The organism is Alkalimonas cellulosilytica (assembly GCF_036325985.1).
GTDB lineage: Bacteria > Pseudomonadota > Gammaproteobacteria > Enterobacterales > Alteromonadaceae > Alkalimonas > Alkalimonas cellulosilytica.
On sequence record NZ_JAUHLI010000016.1, the window covers coordinates 1 to 16436 of the forward strand.

The window sequence follows — 16436 nt, forward strand, 5'->3', positions numbered from 1 at the left end:
CCGTATGGTGGGGGCTGTTGTTTACTTCTTAACCTTGGGTTTGGCAGCGGTTTTTTTCTTGCCCGCTGGTTTCTTCTTTTTCACCGGCACCTTGGCTTCTTTGTGCTTTGGTCGAAGGCCTTCGATAAAGCGCCGTTTCAGCTTTTGCTCGGTGTAACGCTCAATTTTGCTTAAAATCGCCATATCGTGCGCTTCGACCAGCGAAATGGCGGTGCCTTTCTTGCCGGCACGACCGGTGCGGCCGATGCGGTGCACGTAAATATCTGCGGTGCGTGGCATGTCGTAGTTGATGACATGGCTGATGTCGTCGATATCCAAACCGCGGGCGGCGACGTCGGTGGCCAGCAATACCGGCACCTGGCCTTGCTGAAAGCGGAAAATGGCTTGCTGGCGTTTATCCAGAGGCATCTCCCCCTGCAACCAGGCATTGCGAATGCCAGCCGTTTGCAGCTGACCAGTCAGTTGCGCCAGCCGTTCTCGGGTTTTCACGAACACAATGGCTTTTTTCACGTCTTCTTGTTGCAGGATGTGGGTGAGCAGCGCCAGCTTATGGTTTACATCATCCGCCAGGTGGATCCACTGGGTGATTTTGCCCCGTTCACGCCGTGGGGGCTCGGCTTCAATCCGCTCAGGTTCATGCAATGAGTGGCCGGCAAAACGTTCCAGGTTGGCGCCTTCCAGCGTGGCAGAGAACAACATGGTTTGTTTGCGCTGGCGCGCCTCCAGCACAATGCGGTTCATTTCACCAATAAAGCCCATATCCAGCATGCGGTCGGCTTCGTCCAGAATCAGTAGCTCGATGTGTTCGGCCTGGAATTTTTCTTTATCCAGGTACTCGGTCAACCGTCCCGGGGTGGCCACCAGTAAATCGTTGTTTTTGGTCAGCACATCGGTGTGGCTGTCGTAGTGGATGCCCCCGGTGATGACGCCGGCATTCAGCTCAGTGAACTGGATCAGCTTCTGGATTTCCTGATGCACCTGATACGCCAGCTCGCGGGTCGGCGTCATAATCAATACCCGGGCAAAGCCGGGCGAGCGACGCGGGAAATCCAGCAGGTACTGAATGGCCGGTAACAAAAACGCCAGCGTTTTGCCGGTACCCGTTGGCGCACAGGCCAGAATGTCACGTGCTTCCAGCGCAAAGGGCAGCACCATTTGCTGGATCTGGGTGGCTTGCTTAAAGCCGCATTTTTGCAGCGCCCGGTTCAGGGCCGGGTGCAGATCGAACTCATCAAATTGCATGCACTACTCTCTTGGTGTAAATCGCCAGCCGTTAGGTGTAAAGCCGCTCTTGCTGTAAAACCATCAGGCGGATGACAAGGTGACTGCCGCCAGATACACTTGGCTCTGGAGGAATTATGGCAGCAGGTTTTCAATGTAAACAGTTTTTCATCGGCCATCAGCACTGTGCGATGAAAGTGGGCACCGATGCGCTCTTGCTGGGTGCCTGGGCCCGTATTCCCGCCAGCGGCAACCTGTTGGATATTGGTTGCGGCAGTGGCATTCTTAGCCTGATGTTGGCGCAGCGTACTGAGGGCCGTCGACCCATTACCGCTTTGGATCTCGATGCCGGTGCTGTGCAGCAAAGCCGCAGCAATGTGGCTGCCAGCCCCTGGCCTGCCACCATACAAGTGCTGGAACAGGATATTCTAACCTATCAGCCGGCAGAGCGTTACTCTTTGCTGCTGTGCAATCCACCTTATTTTCATCAGGCCTTGCCTGCCAGGGATCCGGCGCGCCAGCTGGCGCGTCACAGCGATAGCTTGCCCTGGCCACACCTATTGCAACACGCGGCCCAATTGGCCTGTGACGATGCAGACTTTGCGCTGGTGATCCCGGATGCCAGCGCGACGATGTTGTTGCAGGCGGGGGCAGAGGCCGGCTGGCAGTTAAAACGATGGTGCCGGGTGCAACCAAGCCCACAAAAAGCAGTACGCCGGGCCTTGCTGCAGCTAAGCCGGCAACCGGCTGTGCCTGAGCACAGCCAGTTGTGCATCCAGCAGCACGATGGCCAGTACAGCGAGGCTTACCGGCAGCTGTTAAAAGACTTTTACCTGAAGTTTTAGCGGTTATTTGGCAGAAGCTGCTACAGCGTTTCCAGTTCAGCCAGCAGCTGATCGACCCATTGTTTTAAACGTGCATCGGTAAGATCGTACTGATTTTCATCATCCAGTGCCAGGCCATAAAACCACTGACCATCCGGGGTTAAGGCTTTGGAGGCTTCAAATTCATAGCCTTGGTTGGGCCACAAACCAATGCGATCACAGCGGTTGTGGCTGATGGCCTGATGCAGCATACCAAGCGCGTCCTGAAACCATTCGGTGTAGCCAATCTGGTCGCCCATGCCATACAGCGCTATGACTTTGTCATTCAAATCGAGCTCGGCGATATCGGCCCAGCAGGCTTCCCAGTCTTCCTGCAGCTCGCCAAAATCCCAGGTGGAAATGCCTAGGATCAGAATGTCGTAATCCTGCATCCGTTGAAGTGAGGTATCTTTCAGGTTGTGCAGTGCGACCAGCTCTGGTCCCAGCAATTGCTGAATTTTCTCTGCTACCATTTCGGTGTAGCAGGTGGTGGAACCATAAAACAGCCCAATCTGCATTGGCCTTGTACTCCGCAATCAGTTCAAAGACACAGTTTAGCAAATGCCGTGCAGCGGCAAAAGCAAGGCAAAGGCTTTGTGTCCGATTGGCTTCGCGGTACACTAGGGGCTTGATGGCAAAGAAAGTGAACAAGCTGGCCGTGGTCAAGTCCGAACATCCTTTGATTGAGCAATTTTTACAGCAGCTCTGGCTGGAGTCGGCTGCCAGTGCGCATACGCTTAGTGCCTATAGCAGTGATTTACGCAAGTTTGCCACTTTTTTAGCCGGATACGATGCAGGTACCGACTTGCTGCAGGTACAGCCAGAGCAGATCGAGTTTTATCTGGCCCACCGGCAGGATAAGCAATACAGCGCGCGCAGTACCTCGCGTTTATTAAGTGCCTTACGGCGTTTTTACAGCTGGTTGCAGCAAAGTGGCCAGCGGCCCGATCACCCACTTAGCCAGACACTCAATCCCAAACTGGGACTCAGCTTGCCAAAAAGTTTATCGGAAGCTGAAGTGGAGGCCTTGCTGTCTGCACCGGATCTAACCGCCACTATAGGGCTGCGTGATAAAGCCATGCTGGAAGTGCTCTACGCCGCCGGGTTACGGGTTAGCGAACTGGTTGGCCTCACCTTACGGCAACTGAATTTGCGCCAGGGGGTGTTGCTGGTACAGGGCAAAGGTCGCAAAGAGCGGTTGGTACCCATTGGCGAAGAGGCGATGGACTGGTTGCAGCGGTACTTAACTGAGGCCAGGCCAGATCTGCTGCGCCTGCCAACTGAGGTGCTGTTTCCTAGCAGCAGGGGCCAGATGATGACCCGGCAGACCTTCTGGCATCGAATTAAGTTTTACGCTAAGGTAGCGGGCATTCAAAACCCGTTGTCACCCCATACGCTGCGCCATGCGTTTGCGACGCATTTGCTGAACCATGGTGCTGATTTGCGGGTCGTACAGATGTTGCTCGGGCACAGCGATTTATCAAGCACCCAGATTTATACCCATATCGCGCAGGCCCGCCTCAAGGACTTGCATCAACAACATCATCCCCGGGGCTAATGTTCAGCATCGGGATAACTATAGAGTATAGGAACCATCATGCGTCGATTTCCAATCTTATCTGCAACACTCTTACTTGTACTCCATGGCTTATGGAGCAGTGTGTCGCTGGCAGAAGCGGCCCCAGCTTATGATGAGGCCAACATCAACCGCCAATTAAGTCAGCTTGGCTTGCAGGTCGACTCGATGTCGCCATCGCCGGTGGATGGATTGGTGCAGGTATTTACCAATCGTGGGCTGTTTTTTGTCAGCAACGACGGTAACTTCTTTTTTGAAGGCAACGTATTTGATATTCAAAACCGCCAATTGGTGAATGAGCAGCAAATGCGGCCATTCCGTCAACGGCAACTTGAGCAGCATAGCGATTACATTGAGTACAAAGCCAAAGATGAACGCCATGTGGTCACGGTATTTACCGATCCCAGCTGCGGCTATTGCCGTCGGTTGCACCAGGAAATTGCCGATTACAACAAAGCAGGTATCACCGTGCGTTACCTGGCTTTTCCTCGTGGTGGCCAGGGGTCGGATACCGCTAAAGAGCTGGAAGCCATCTGGTGTTCGCGCGATAAAAACAGTGCTATGGACCGAGCCAAAGCTGGCCGCTCCGTTAACTCCATTGAGTGCCGTAACCCGGTTGCTAATCACTACCAAGTGGGGCAAGCCTTTGGTGTGACCGGTACCCCGGCTATTGTGTTGCCAAGTGGCCAGATGATCCCTGGCTATCAGCCCGTTGCAACCCTGGTACAGCAGTTGACTAACTAAGATGATAGCGAAACAACTGCGTCAGCGCACGGTGCCGGCTGGTACCTTAACCGGTAATTTACACCCGGTATTGCAGCGTTTGTACTTAAGTCGTGGTGTGCGAAGTGTGCAAGAGCTTAGTCGTACTGCGGCCGATTTACTGCCCTGGCAGCAATTAAAGGGTATGCCTGAGGCCTCGGACTTACTGATCGAAGCGCTGCAAAGCCAACAGCACATTGTGATTGTCGGTGATTTTGATGCCGATGGCGCCACCAGTACCGCGGTGCTGATGGCTGGCCTGAAAGCTTTTGGTTTTAAATACCTGGAATACCTGGTACCTAATCGTTTCGAGTACGGCTATGGCTTAAGTCCGGAAATTGCCGAGCTTGCCGTGGCACAAGGGGCTGAGCTTATCATTACCGTGGATAATGGTATCTCGGCGCTGGATGGTGTGGCGTTTGCGAAAGCCGCAGGGGTCAAGGTGCTGGTGACTGATCACCATCTGGCAGGCAATGAGTTACCAGCTGCTGATGCGATTGTGAATCCGAATCAACCTGGCTGTGATTTTCCAAGCAAAGCCTTGGCCGGTGTTGGCGTTGCTTTTTACTTGCTACTGGCTTTACGTGCCCGTTTACGCGAGCAGCATTACTTTGAAGAAAAAAACCTGCCAGAGCCCAATTTAGCCGAGCTGCTCGACCTGGTCGCGCTTGGGACAGTCGCTGATGTCGTGCCGCTGGACAGCAACAACCGCATCTTGGTGCATCAGGGGCTGCAACGCATTCGTTCTGGTCGTTGCCGCCCTGGTATTCAAGCACTGATTGATGTGGCCAACCGCACAGCCAGCCGACTGACTGCCAGTGATTTTGGTTTTGCGTTGGCACCACGGCTCAATGCGGCTGGCCGGCTGGATGATATGTCGCTTGGCATCGGCTGCTTACTGGCGCCTGAGCTTGGGCTGGCACGTGAGTTGGCTGCCCGGCTGGATGAGCTGAATGTGGAGCGGCGTGCCATCGAGCAAAGCATGCAGTTGGAAGCTCAGCAGTTTCTTCGTCAGCTGTCTTTGCAGCAAGCCGAGCTGCCTGCTTGCTTGTGTCTGTACCAGGCCGACTGGCATCAGGGCGTTATTGGTATCCTGGCAGGTCGCATTAAAGAGCAGTACCACCGGCCGGTGATTGTCTTTGCTGAAGGAGACGCCGGTGAGCTAAAAGGCTCGGCCCGTTCGATCCCTGGTTTGCATATCCGCGATATGCTGGAAGCGATTGCCAGTCAGTATCCTGGTTTACTAAAAAAGTTTGGTGGCCATGCCATGGCGGCGGGTTTAACCATCGATGCTGACCGGCTGGAAACCTTTCAACTGGCACTGAACTATGTGGCCAGCCGTTGGGTCAGCGATGAACTCTTGCTGGCAGAACTATTGACTGATGGTGAGTTGCCGCAGGACTGCCTGGCGCTGGATTTTGCCGAACTGCTGCAACAGGCAGGCCCCTGGGGGCAAGCCTTTCCGGAACCCGTGTTTGAAGGTGAGTTTCGGCTGTTGCAACAAAAAGTGCTGGCCGATAAACACCTGAAGCTGATGCTGCAGCACAGTTCGGGTCAGTTGATGGATGCCATCTGGTTTAATGCCGATCGCAGCAACTGGCCGGATGTGAATGTGCAGCAGGTACGGCTGGCATATCAGCTGGATGTGAATGAATTTCGCCAGCAACAAAACCTGCAATTGCTGGTACGGCATATGATGGCCGTATAAACGGCGAAAACTACTGCCCTTGGCGTGGAAATTTGCTACAATCCACGCCAATTTTTTTGTCGCCGTAGCAAGGTCCAGATCCCATGTTTGAAGTCAACCCAGTCCACCAGAGTATCAAAGACGTTACCGAGCGCACTGCCGTGCTTCGGGGGTATCTTTGACTACGATACCAAGCAAGAACGCCTGGAAGAAGTAAGCCGCGAACTGGAAGATCCTGCCATTTGGAATGAGCCGGAAAAGGCGCAGGCATTGGGTAAAGAACGCTCGGCCTTAGAGCAGGTGGTTGGCACCATCCAGAAGCTGGAGCAGGGCGTGCAGGATGTGGCTGGCCTGGTGGAGCTCGCGGTGGAAGCCGACGACGAAGATACTTTTGAAGAAGCCAAAACGGAGCTGGCGGAGCTGGTGCAACAGCTGGAGTTACTCGAGTTTCGCCGCATGTTCTCTGGCAAACATGATGCATCCGATTGCTATCTGGATATTCAGTCGGGCTCGGGCGGCACCGAAGCACAGGATTGGGCCAGTATGCTGATGCGGATGTACCTGCGTTGGGGCGAAGACAAAGGCTTTAACCCTGAGCTTTACGAAGTCACCGATGGCGATGTGGCCGGCATCAAAGGCTGTACCATCAAGTTTAGTGGTGAATACGCCTATGGCTGGCTCCGCACCGAGACTGGTGTGCACCGGCTGGTCCGCAAAAGCCCGTTTGACTCCGGCAATCGCCGTCATACTTCCTTTGCTTCGGTGTTTGTGGCACCGGAAATTGACGACGATATTGAAATTGAAATCAATCCGGCCGATTTACGTATTGATACCTACCGCGCCTCTGGTGCCGGCGGTCAGCACGTTAACCGGACCGACTCGGCTATCCGGATCACTCACTTACCGACCAATACGGTGGTTCAGTGCCAAAGCGACCGCTCGCAGCACAAAAACCGTGACAATGCCTTTAAGCAATTGCGCGCCAAGTTGTATGAGCTGGAGCTGCAAAAACAAAATGCCGAGAAGCAGGCGCTGGAAGACAGCAAGTCGGATATCGGCTGGGGCAGTCAGATCCGCTCCTACGTGTTGGACGACTCCCGCATCAAAGATTTACGGACAGGCGTTGAAACCCGCAATACCCAGGCGGTGCTGGACGGCAATCTGGATAAATTTATCGAAGCCAGCTTAAAAGCCGGCTTATAAGTCACAAAACGCTCTTACTTACCAAACTCAGGAATCAAACATGGCCGAACAGCAGAACCAAGATAACGAAATTCAGGACGTTAACAAGCTGATTGCTGAGCGAAAACATAAATTAGCGGCTTTGCGCGAAGACGGATTTTTGTTCCCGAACGATTTTCGGCGCGACAGTATTTCCAGTGATGTGATTGCCAAATACGGGCACCTCAGCAAGGAAGAACTGGAAGCGCAGAAAATCACCGTCAGTCTGGGTGGGCGCATTATGACCCGGCGCATTATGGGCAAAGCCAGCTTTACCACCATTGCGGATATGGGCGGTAAAATTCAACTCTATGTCGCCCGGGACAGCCTGCCAGAAGGCGTGTACAACGAACAATTCAAAAAGTGGGATCTGGGCGATATTATCGGCGCCAGTGGCCACTTGTTTAAAACCCAGACCGGTGAATTAACGGTGTGGCTATCGGATATCCGCTTGCTGACCAAAGCCCTGCGGCCCTTGCCAGATAAATTCCACGGCTTAACCGATAATGAAGCGCGCTATCGTCAGCGTTATCTGGATTTAATTTCGAACGAGCAATCGCGTAAAACTTTCCTGGTACGCAGCAAAACCGTGGCCTATATCCGTCGTTTTTTCAATGATGAAGGCTTTTTAGAAGTCGAAACGCCAATGTTGCAAGGCATCCCAGGCGGTGCCTCGGCGCGTCCCTTTGAAACCCACCACAATGCGTTGGATATGCAAATGTTCTTGCGTATTGCGCCGGAGCTGTATTTAAAACGGCTGGTAGTTGGTGGTTTTGAAAAAGTTTTTGAGCTCAATCGTAACTTCCGCAATGAAGGGGTCTCGACCCGCCATAACCCGGAATTTACCATGCTGGAGTTTTACTGGGCGTATGCTGATTACAACGACTTAATGGACTTAACGGAAAAGCTGTTCCGTGGTCTGGCGCTGGATGTTCTCGGCACCACCGAAGTGCCTTATCAGGGCGAAGTGTTTGATTTTGGCAAACCCTTTGCCCGCATGTCGGTGACTGAGTCTATTTTGCATTACAACCCAACGGTCAGCAAAGAGCAGCTGGCAACGCGTGAATCGGTGGCAGAGCTGGCGAAAAGCCTGGGTATTGACGTCAAAGCCAACTACGGCCATGGCCGTATTTTGATGGAGGTGTTTGACGAGCTGGTAGAAACCAAGCTGCGTCATCCTACTTTTATTACCGAATACCCGGCGGAAGTGTCGCCGTTGGCGCGTCGTAACGACCATAATCCGGAGATTACCGACCGCTTCGAGTTCTTTATTGGTGGCCGTGAGCTGGGGAATGGTTTTAGCGAGCTAAATGATGCCGAAGATCAGGCCGAGCGCTTCCTTGAGCAGGTGAAGCAAAAAGATGCTGGTGATGATGAAGCCATGTTCTACGATGAGGACTTCGTTACTGCGCTGGAGCACGGCTTACCGCCGACCGCAGGTCAGGGCATTGGGATTGATCGTTTGGTGATGCTGCTGGCTGATGCACCTTCTATCCGCGATGTGATCCTGTTTCCACATATGCGACCAGAAACGAAATAATTGCTTCACCACTGGCCGGCTATGACCGGCCAGTGTCTTTTCTTATTGTCCTATCCGGGTACGTATTTCATTTACCAGCGGTGAGTGACCCAGGCCGTTGTTATTGGCCCATTCGATATAGCCTGCCTGTTCCAGTGAGCCTGATCGCATCTGCTTAACAATGAAGCTACCTATTTCAAATGACTCATTGCGCATGGCAAATTGCAATAAAGTATCATTATTACAGCGTATTCCATCGTAAATGTTACGAAGATTCAATCGGTTATCCGATAAATAACGTCGCATCTGGTTTCTGTCATCTTGCTGGACCATACTACAAACCATTTCGACCTGTGGATCAGCCAAGGCCATTCCTGTCAGTAGCAGGGGAGTAAGAGCAAATAGAACTTTTTTCATGATGGGCATCTCATCAAATTAAAAGGGAGGAAGCAAAGAGCTGAGGTCAACTCTTTGTTTCAGTATAGTCTTAATTTGATAATTGCCAGCAGATGTCGCTGTTTTTAACTTGAGCGGCCGACCGATAAGTCAGCCAGTTGTAACAACGCTGTTTTGTAGGGGCTGTCGGCCAGAATATCCAGTGCCTGCTTGGCTTTCTCCGCTTCTTGCTCAGCTTTTCTGCGGGTGTAGCCAAAGGCGTCGGTTTGCTGCATGGCAGCCATGATCGCATCTAAGTATTGCAGGCCATTACCATCGGTGATGGCACTACGTATAAGCGCCTGCTGCTCGCAATCACCATGTTTTAACGCATGGATCAGCGGTAGGGTCGGCTTGCCTTCAGCCAAATCATCACCGATGTTTTTACCAAGCTCAGCCTGATCAGCCTGGTAATCAAGCACATCATCAATCAGCTGAAAGGCGGTACCCAGATGCAGGCCATAGGCGCGCATGGCATTCACTACCGATTCAGGTTGATCTGCCAAAATAGCAGCAAGCTCGGTAGCCGCTTCAAACAATTTAGCAGTTTTGCAATAAATGACTTGCAGATAATTGGCTTCACTGGTGTCGGCATCGTGCACATTCATCAGCTGCAGCACTTCACCTTCGGCGATTTTATTAGTGGCATCGGCCAGAATGGACATCACTTCCATCCGCTTGAGCGATACCATCAGCTGAAAAGCACGGGTGTAGAGAAAGTCCCCAACCAACACACTGGCTTGGTTACCAAAGACGGCATTGGCGGTTTCTTTTCCACGGCGCAGCGTCGACTCATCGACCACATCATCGTGCAGCAGGGTAGCGGTATGGATAAATTCAATGATGGTCGCCAGGGTAATATGATCCTGGCCCTGATAACCCACTGCTCGGGCAGCCAAAGTAGTCAGCAAAGGGCGCAGCCGTTTGCCACCGCTATTGACGATGTAAATGCCTAGCTGGTTGATTAACGCTACATCCGATGTCAGCTGAGAAAAAATATGTTGGTTGACTGCAGCCATATCGTCCTGAGATAACTGCCGGATCTGCTCTGGTAACATCAAAAACCGCTTTGTTTAAGGGATGAAATTGCGGCAATTCTACACCAAGGGCCAAAGGGACTCCAAGTGAAACGGGATCCTTTTGCCAGTGAAGGGATCTTTTTCGAATTTGCACTTGCGGGGGCAGGGGAAATTGCGTACAATTCGCGCCCTGTGAATTGAATTAACACGCCTCTTCTATTATGCACAGGCGTGCTTTGTACGGAGTTAACTATGTACGCGGTTTTCCAAAGTGGTGGTAAACAGCACCGTGTGACTGAAGGTCAGACCCTGCGTCTTGAAAAGCTGGACTTAGATGCTGGCGCCACAGTCGAATTTGCCCCTTTGATGGTAGCAAATGGTGAGAACATCAGCATTGGCACCCCTGTTCTTGAAGGTAGCAAAGTGGTTGCGGAAGTGGTCAGTCATGGCCGTCATGATAAAATTAAAATCGTGAAGTTCCGTCGTCGTAAGCATTCACGTAAGCAGATGGGCCACCGTCAGTGGTTCACTGAAGTGAAAATTACCAGCATTAGCGCGTAATCGAGGAGTACTGAACCATGGCAAGTAAAAAAGGTGTAGGTAGTACCCGTAACGGTCGCGATTCAGAAGCTAAACGCTTAGGCGTTAAGCGCTTCGGTGGTGAGTCTGTGTTAGCGGGTAACATCATTGTTCGTCAGCGTGGAACCAAGTTCCATGCCGGTAATAACGTAGGTATTGGCCGTGACCATACCTTGTTTGCCCTGTCTGACGGCAAAGTGCAGTTTGAAGTCAAAGGCGAGCACAATCGCAAATACGTCAGCATCGTTGCTGAGTAAGCTTCCTGCTGCGATAAGACCCCGCCCTGGTGCGGGGTTTTTTGTATCTGCTGACCGTGAAACAGACTGCGAAGGTTTTGCTGCGGGTACTTTGGTATATACTAGTGCTAGGCGTGAGTCGATGCACCCATATTCTTTGAATCAGGTAACCACAGATGAAATTTGTTGATGAAGCCGTGATCCGGGTTGAAGCCGGTGATGGCGGGAACGGAATAATCAGTTTTCTACGCGAAAAATTTATTTCCAAAGGTGGCCCGAATGGGGGAGACGGTGGAGATGGTGGTGATGTGTATCTGGTGGCCGATACCAACCTGAACACCTTGGTGGATTATCAGTTTGAACGCTTTCACCGTGCTGAGCGTGGTCAAAATGGCATGAGTAAGAACTGCACCGGAAAACGTGGTGAGGATTTGGAATTACGGGTACCGGTAGGCACCCGCGCCATCGACATTGACACCAATGAAGTGATAGGTGATTTGACCAAAGCAGGTCAGCGTTTACGGGTCGCCAAAGGCGGCTGGCATGGCTTGGGTAACGCCCGTTTTACCAGCAGTACCAACCGGGCACCCCGTAAAAAGACCAATGGTACCCCAGGAGAAATCCGCAATTTGCAGCTGGAATTAATGCTGCTGGCCGATGTAGGCTTGCTTGGGCTGCCCAATGCCGGTAAGTCGACCCTAATTCGCTCTGTATCGGCTGCTAAGCCTAAAGTTGCTGATTATCCTTTCACCACACTAGTACCAAATTTAGGGGTGGTACGGGTCGATGCACACCGCTCTTTCGTGATTGCTGATATTCCTGGTTTGATTGAAGGGGCTTCTGAAGGTGCTGGTTTGGGTATTCAGTTCTTACGCCATCTGGAGCGTTGTCGTTTGTTAATACATCTGGTCGATGTATTACCCGCCGATGGTTCAGATCCGGCAGAGAACGCCAAAGTGATTGTCGAGGAACTGCAGAAGTACAGCCGCAAGCTGGCTGACAAACCTCGTTGGTTGGTATTCAATAAAACTGATTTAGTACTGGACGATGAGCTGGCTGAGATCCAGGCAAAGGTCATTGCGGCGCTTCACTGGGAAAACCCAGTCTACAGCATAGCTGCTGCCAGTAGCACCGGTACCAAGGAGCTGGCCAAAGCCGTGTTCGATTATCTTGATGAGTTGCCAAGAGAACAGGAGCAAGCGGATGCTGCCGACCCTGAGCAATTTAAATGGCATGATGATGAGCCGGTGCATGCTCAGCCAGTGCATCAGCCGCATGATGATGACTTTGATGATGACGATGACGACGATGATGATTATGAAGTCGAAGTCATTTATCAGCGTTAGGGAGTGGCGGTATGATTTCGATGATCGCTGCCATGGCACAGCATCGGGTGATTGGGCTGGACAATGCGATGCCCTGGCATATGCCAGCCGATTTGCAACACTTTAAGCGCCTGACAATGGGAAAAACCGTATTGATGGGGCGAAAAACTTATGACTCCATTGGCCGCGCCTTACCCCATCGTCGTAATTTGGTGGTAAGCCGTCAGCCAGCACCATTACAAACAGATGCAGAGTGGTTTGCCAGCCTGGAGGCAGCGTTAGCGGCCACCAGCTCTGATGAAGAAGTGATGGTCATGGGCGGGGCAGAGATCTATCGTCAGTGTTTGCCAAAGGCACAGCGCTTGTACCTCACGGAAATTGATGCTGAATTGGCTGGCGATACCTGGTTCCCTGATTACCATGCAGTGGCCAACTGGCAATTAATTGCGCAGGAAAAGCATGCGGCAGACCCAAAGAATCCGTATGCGTATCAGTTTATTACTCTGCAACGAGTGGTTTAGTTGATCAACATTTGCGCAGGCTGCAACATGTTGCTACTATGATTTTATCGCTGATGTGTATTTGAGGAGACGTAGATGAAGTTGTTGCCTACTATGCTTTGCAGTGCTGTGCTAGCCGGAGCTATGGTCTATGCACCGGTGGCTTCTGCTGATCAGCAACTGGCTGCCTCCATGTGTGACTATGTGGCTGCAGATGATCGTAATCGTTTTCGTAAGGTGTTGAGTGATTATCGGTTACGACTGCGAAATATTTACGATGGTGTGATTTGCAATGGTGAGAGCCTGGTGCGCCATGCATTTCGCAGCAATGCCAACGATGTTGGCGAGTTTATTATTCGCCAATTACCTGGCTCACAAATAGCTGACTCGGGCGATGTGGAGTGGGCGCAGGCTAATGGTTTTGGTGATACGCCCTTGTTTGCTTCATTGCAAGAGCGAGCTGGCAGCTAATACCCTGTTACCCATAAAAAAATCCGCCGGCTGGCGGATTTTTTTATGGGGATTGTGCCAGAAATCAGACCTTGAATTGATCAACTGACTGGCGCAGTTCTTCCGCCAAGCGAGCCACTTCATGGCTTGAGTCTGAGGTTTGCTCAGCGCCTGAGGCAGTCTCTTCTGCAATAGATACAATGGACTCCAGCAGTTGGCTGATATCATTGGCAACCTGGTTCTGCTCTTCTGCCGCATGGGCGATTTGCTCACTCATATCGCGGGCCTGGTGCACAGCGTGGGTGATGGAGTCAAGCGCCTTGTCCTGAATATCGGTTTGCGCCACGCAGTTCTCAGCTTGCTTCTTGCCTTTCTTCATCGCCTCTACTGCATTCTGGGCACCCTTTTGCAGTACTTCTATCATCGCCTGGATCTCTTGCGTTGACGCCTGCGTTTTGCTGGCCAGCGAGCGTACTTCATCGGCAACTACGGCAAAACCCCGACCTTGCTCACCCGCCCGGGCGGCCTCGATGGCGGCATTCAGCGCCAGCAGGTTGGTTTGCTCAGCAATGCCGCGAATAACATCCAGGATACTACCAATTGATGCACTGTCCTGATGCAGTTTATTGATCACCAGTGATGCTTGTTCTACCTCGTGCGACAGCTCGGTAATGATTTTTTTGTTGGTTTGAGAAATCCCTTTTACGCGCTCTGCTTCACTGTCGGCATTCTTGATTTCAGCCAAGGCATCGCCTGCACTTTGCATCACGCCTTGTGACGTGCTGCTCATTTCAGTGGTTGCCGTAGCCGCTTGAGTGACTTGAGATTTCTGCTCTTTAATTGCGCCACCTGTTTGAACGGTAATGGCTGAGGTTTGCTCAGAAGCGGCTGCAAGTTGGGTAGAGCGGGATATAATCCCCTGAATCAGTTGCTGCAAACTTTCGATCACTTTATTGCAATTGCGCGATAGTTCAGCAAACTCATCATGGCCTTTGACCTCGAGTTTACGGGTTAAATCACCAGAAGCCACGATGCCTAAAATTTGATTGACCCGGTGCAGCGGTTGAGTGATGCTGCGTACCGTCCAAATGGTAATACCTGCGGCCAGGACCACTGAGATGAACATCACGATAAAGTTAAAGGTGACTGCGTTACTCACCGTACTGGCTGAGGTTTGTTGAATGGCATCGGCTGCATTGCGGGCTTGGTTAAGCAGTGTATTCAGCTGATTAAGACCCGAGTTTGCGTGTTGCTCGGTTTGCTCCAGTAGTGTCTCTGCTGCTTCTATCGATTGTAAATGTTGCTCTTTCAGGCGTGTCAGGCCTTGACTACCAGATAGTAATTGCTCAATTTCTGCTATTTTCTCAGCCAAATCGGAGATTAAATCAAGGCTGCCGGCCTGCTGTTGAACCGTCGAAAAATTCTGGGTTAGCTCACTCAGGCGAAAAGTCAGTTCATTGCCGACGGTCGTTGCAATCACAGGGTTCTCAGTGCGAATCAGATCGACTGCCGTGCTTATTAATGTGTTTAACCCCATTTCAATCTGAGTTGCCGCTTGATACGCATCAGGAAACCGGTTACGTACATCGCGCACATCGGTGAAGTCGAGAATAAACATGGCTGCGTCATCCGATGCTGTTTCCAGTGCTTCCATGCGCTGATTTAAATTATCTCGTAAGGTCAGGCGGTTGGTCAGTTCTTCAAACAAACGATCGCTGGCAGGCAAAAACTGGTTATAGACTTCACGTACCTGGCTGTAAGCAGACCTGAGTTCATCTTCATTTTCAAGAGCCTGCTGTAAGTTTTGAGCAGAGCGGTTGAAGGTTTCCCGTTCCTGATTAAACTGCCGTTGGAAACGGCTGATCTCATCAACTTCCGTGGCATAAAAAGCCTGCAAACTGATCTTGCTTAAAATAACAAACTGGCTTTGCAAGGCCGAGCTGTTTTCCAGTGCCGGGATGGATACGTTGTTGACCTGAGTGGTGGAGTTGTTGATGCTGTTCAGGCTAAGATAGGCTGATATACCAATGAGCAGCAGTAGTAAGGAGATGATGCCGAAGCCACCAATGACCCTGAGCGCTACAGTTAACTTCATAAAAACTCCCGATGGACTGGCCTGTCAGACATGTTAAGAGAAAAGTCTGTTGAATCAGCCATTAGTTTAGCTAAATTCATGCTGAATACCAAAACCAAAGTAGCCAGAGTGCTTTATTAGTCTGTGAGCAGCATGGTTTTTTTCTGATATCCTTGCACACTATACCGCTGTTTTGTCTGAATACAATAGGCTGTTAACAGATTCCCCCAGACGCAGCCAGTGTCAAGCGCTATCGCCTTGGGATGTGGGCAAGCGCCATTTAATGCTGCCCAGTGACCAAACAGGATGGTCGTGTCTGCTTGCTCAGGCCAGAAGTCAAACCATGGTTTCAGCTCACTGAGGCTGGTTGGCTCCCCTTTTTCGTTTAGCTCCAGCCGGCCATCGGCATGACAGAAACGCATCCGGGTCAGTGCATTGATGGTAAAGCGCAGCTGATCCGATGCATTGTCCTGAGCTGACCAACGACAGGGCTCATTGCCATACATGCTGGCTGTCAGGGATTGTGCATCCAGTTGCAGTGCTTGAGATACTTTTTGGGCTTGAGTTATCGCCAAGGCGCGATCCCAGCCGGGTGGAATGCCGGCATGGACCAGCAAATATTCTTCATCCGGGCTATGGATAAGCGGTTGTTGCTCTAGCCAGTGCACGAGTTCACCAAAATCAGCAGCTTGCTGAAGCGCATCCAGCTGATCACTGGCTTTAATACGGCCATAACCATAGTAGCTGGCAATCAGGTTCAGATCATGGTTGCCAAGTACTGTGACCGCAGCGCTTTCAAGGCTCTGAATAAAACGCACTGTTTCCAGCGATTTAGGGCCCCGGGCGACTAGATCGCCACATAACCACAATTCATCCTGACGCTCATTAAAATCGAGAGCGCTCAGTAAATGCTGCAGTTGGTCATAGCAACCCTGAATATCACCAATGACGTAACTGGCCACGTTGGTT

The 16436-nt window shown here is 51.6% G+C and carries 17 protein-coding genes; 11 read left to right on the top strand and 6 right to left on the bottom strand.

What is annotated here, in order from left to right:
• Nucleotides 1-21: 21 nt before the first annotated feature.
• Entirely contained in the window at nt 22-1242 is a 1221-nt protein-coding gene (srmB, locus tag QWY20_RS14835) for an ATP-dependent RNA helicase SrmB (protein WP_330129780.1), read from the bottom strand.
• A gap of 116 nt (nt 1243-1358) precedes the next feature.
• On the opposite strand from srmB, the gene QWY20_RS14840 reads away from it, so the two are divergent.
• Nucleotides 1359-2066, top strand: coding sequence for a tRNA1(Val) (adenine(37)-N6)-methyltransferase (locus tag QWY20_RS14840; protein ID WP_330129781.1), 708 nt, complete (start codon nt 1359-1361; stop codon nt 2064-2066).
• A gap of 20 nt (nt 2067-2086) precedes the next feature.
• Here QWY20_RS14840 and fldB read toward each other — a convergent pair whose 3' ends face one another.
• Nucleotides 2087-2602 (bottom strand): flavodoxin FldB, encoded by a 516-nt coding sequence (gene fldB / locus QWY20_RS14845; RefSeq protein WP_330129782.1) that lies wholly within the window; start codon nt 2600-2602, stop codon nt 2087-2089.
• Nucleotides 2603-2715: 113 nt separating this feature from the next.
• Here fldB and xerD point away from each other — a divergent pair, with 113 nt between their 5' ends.
• The 5 genes from xerD to lysS all read left to right on the top strand — a co-directional run bounded on the left by xerD (nt 2716) and on the right by lysS (nt 8870).
• Nucleotides 2716-3642: a site-specific tyrosine recombinase XerD gene (gene xerD / locus QWY20_RS14850; RefSeq protein ID WP_330129783.1), complete on the top strand. Its 927-nt coding sequence runs from the start codon at nt 2716-2718 to the stop codon at nt 3640-3642.
• Between the two features lie 39 nt (nt 3643-3681).
• Nucleotides 3682-4404, top strand: coding sequence for a bifunctional protein-disulfide isomerase/oxidoreductase DsbC (dsbC, locus tag QWY20_RS14855; protein ID WP_330129784.1), 723 nt, complete (start codon nt 3682-3684; stop codon nt 4402-4404).
• Nucleotide 4405: 1 nt separating this feature from the next.
• Nucleotides 4406-6130: a single-stranded-DNA-specific exonuclease RecJ gene (gene recJ, locus QWY20_RS14860; RefSeq protein ID WP_330129785.1), complete on the top strand. Its 1725-nt coding sequence runs from the start codon at nt 4406-4408 to the stop codon at nt 6128-6130.
• Nucleotides 6131-6213: 83 nt separating this feature from the next.
• Nucleotides 6214-7312, top strand: a protein-coding gene (gene prfB / locus QWY20_RS14865; RefSeq protein ID WP_330129786.1) for a peptide chain release factor 2 whose coding sequence is annotated in 2 segments (ribosomal slippage) — nt 6214-6288 and nt 6290-7312 — 1098 coding nt in all. Because the reading frame shifts where the segments join, the coding sequence is not laid out codon by codon here.
• A gap of 40 nt (nt 7313-7352) precedes the next feature.
• Complete coding sequence (gene lysS / locus QWY20_RS14870) at nt 7353-8870, top strand: lysine--tRNA ligase (protein ID WP_330129787.1); 1518 nt, start codon at nt 7353-7355, stop codon at nt 8868-8870.
• 42 nt (nt 8871-8912) lie between these two features.
• Here lysS and QWY20_RS14875 read toward each other — a convergent pair whose 3' ends face one another.
• Nucleotides 8913-9266: a DUF3718 domain-containing protein gene (locus tag QWY20_RS14875; protein WP_330129788.1), complete on the bottom strand. Its 354-nt coding sequence runs from the start codon at nt 9264-9266 to the stop codon at nt 8913-8915.
• Between the two features lie 104 nt (nt 9267-9370).
• On the bottom strand, nt 9371-10342 hold the full coding sequence (gene ispB, locus QWY20_RS14880) for an octaprenyl diphosphate synthase (protein ID WP_330129789.1): 972 nt from the start codon (nt 10340-10342) through the stop codon (nt 9371-9373).
• Nucleotides 10343-10555: 213 nt separating this feature from the next.
• Here ispB and rplU point away from each other — a divergent pair, with 213 nt between their 5' ends.
• From rplU to QWY20_RS14905, 5 genes are all read left to right on the top strand, one after another.
• The gene (gene rplU / locus QWY20_RS14885; RefSeq protein ID WP_330129790.1) at nt 10556-10864 is read left to right on the top strand and encodes a 50S ribosomal protein L21; all 309 of its coding nucleotides are present in this window, start codon (nt 10556-10558) and stop codon (nt 10862-10864) included.
• 17 nt (nt 10865-10881) lie between these two features.
• Entirely contained in the window at nt 10882-11139 is a 258-nt protein-coding gene (gene rpmA / locus QWY20_RS14890) for a 50S ribosomal protein L27 (RefSeq protein ID WP_330087436.1), read from the top strand.
• Between the two features lie 155 nt (nt 11140-11294).
• Entirely contained in the window at nt 11295-12464 is a 1170-nt protein-coding gene (cgtA, locus tag QWY20_RS14895; protein WP_330129791.1) for an Obg family GTPase CgtA, read from the top strand.
• A 20-nt stretch (nt 12465-12484) separates the two neighbouring features.
• Entirely contained in the window at nt 12485-12964 is a 480-nt protein-coding gene (gene folA / locus QWY20_RS14900) for a type 3 dihydrofolate reductase (protein ID WP_330129861.1), read from the top strand.
• Nucleotides 12965-13039: 75 nt separating this feature from the next.
• On the top strand, nt 13040-13414 hold the full coding sequence (locus tag QWY20_RS14905) for a DUF3718 domain-containing protein (RefSeq protein WP_330129792.1): 375 nt from the start codon (nt 13040-13042) through the stop codon (nt 13412-13414).
• 64 nt (nt 13415-13478) lie between these two features.
• Here QWY20_RS14905 and QWY20_RS14910 read toward each other — a convergent pair whose 3' ends face one another.
• Together QWY20_RS14910 and QWY20_RS14915 are read right to left on the bottom strand one after the other, a co-directional pair.
• Nucleotides 13479-15488 (bottom strand): methyl-accepting chemotaxis protein, encoded by a 2010-nt coding sequence (locus QWY20_RS14910; RefSeq protein ID WP_330129793.1) that lies wholly within the window; start codon nt 15486-15488, stop codon nt 13479-13481.
• 116 nt (nt 15489-15604) lie between these two features.
• Nucleotides 15605-16429 carry a symmetrical bis(5'-nucleosyl)-tetraphosphatase gene (locus QWY20_RS14915; RefSeq protein WP_330129794.1) on the bottom strand — a complete coding sequence of 275 codons (825 nt, stop codon included), beginning with the start codon at nt 16427-16429 and terminating at the stop codon, nt 15605-15607.
• Between the last annotated feature and the right edge of the window lie 7 nt (nt 16430-16436).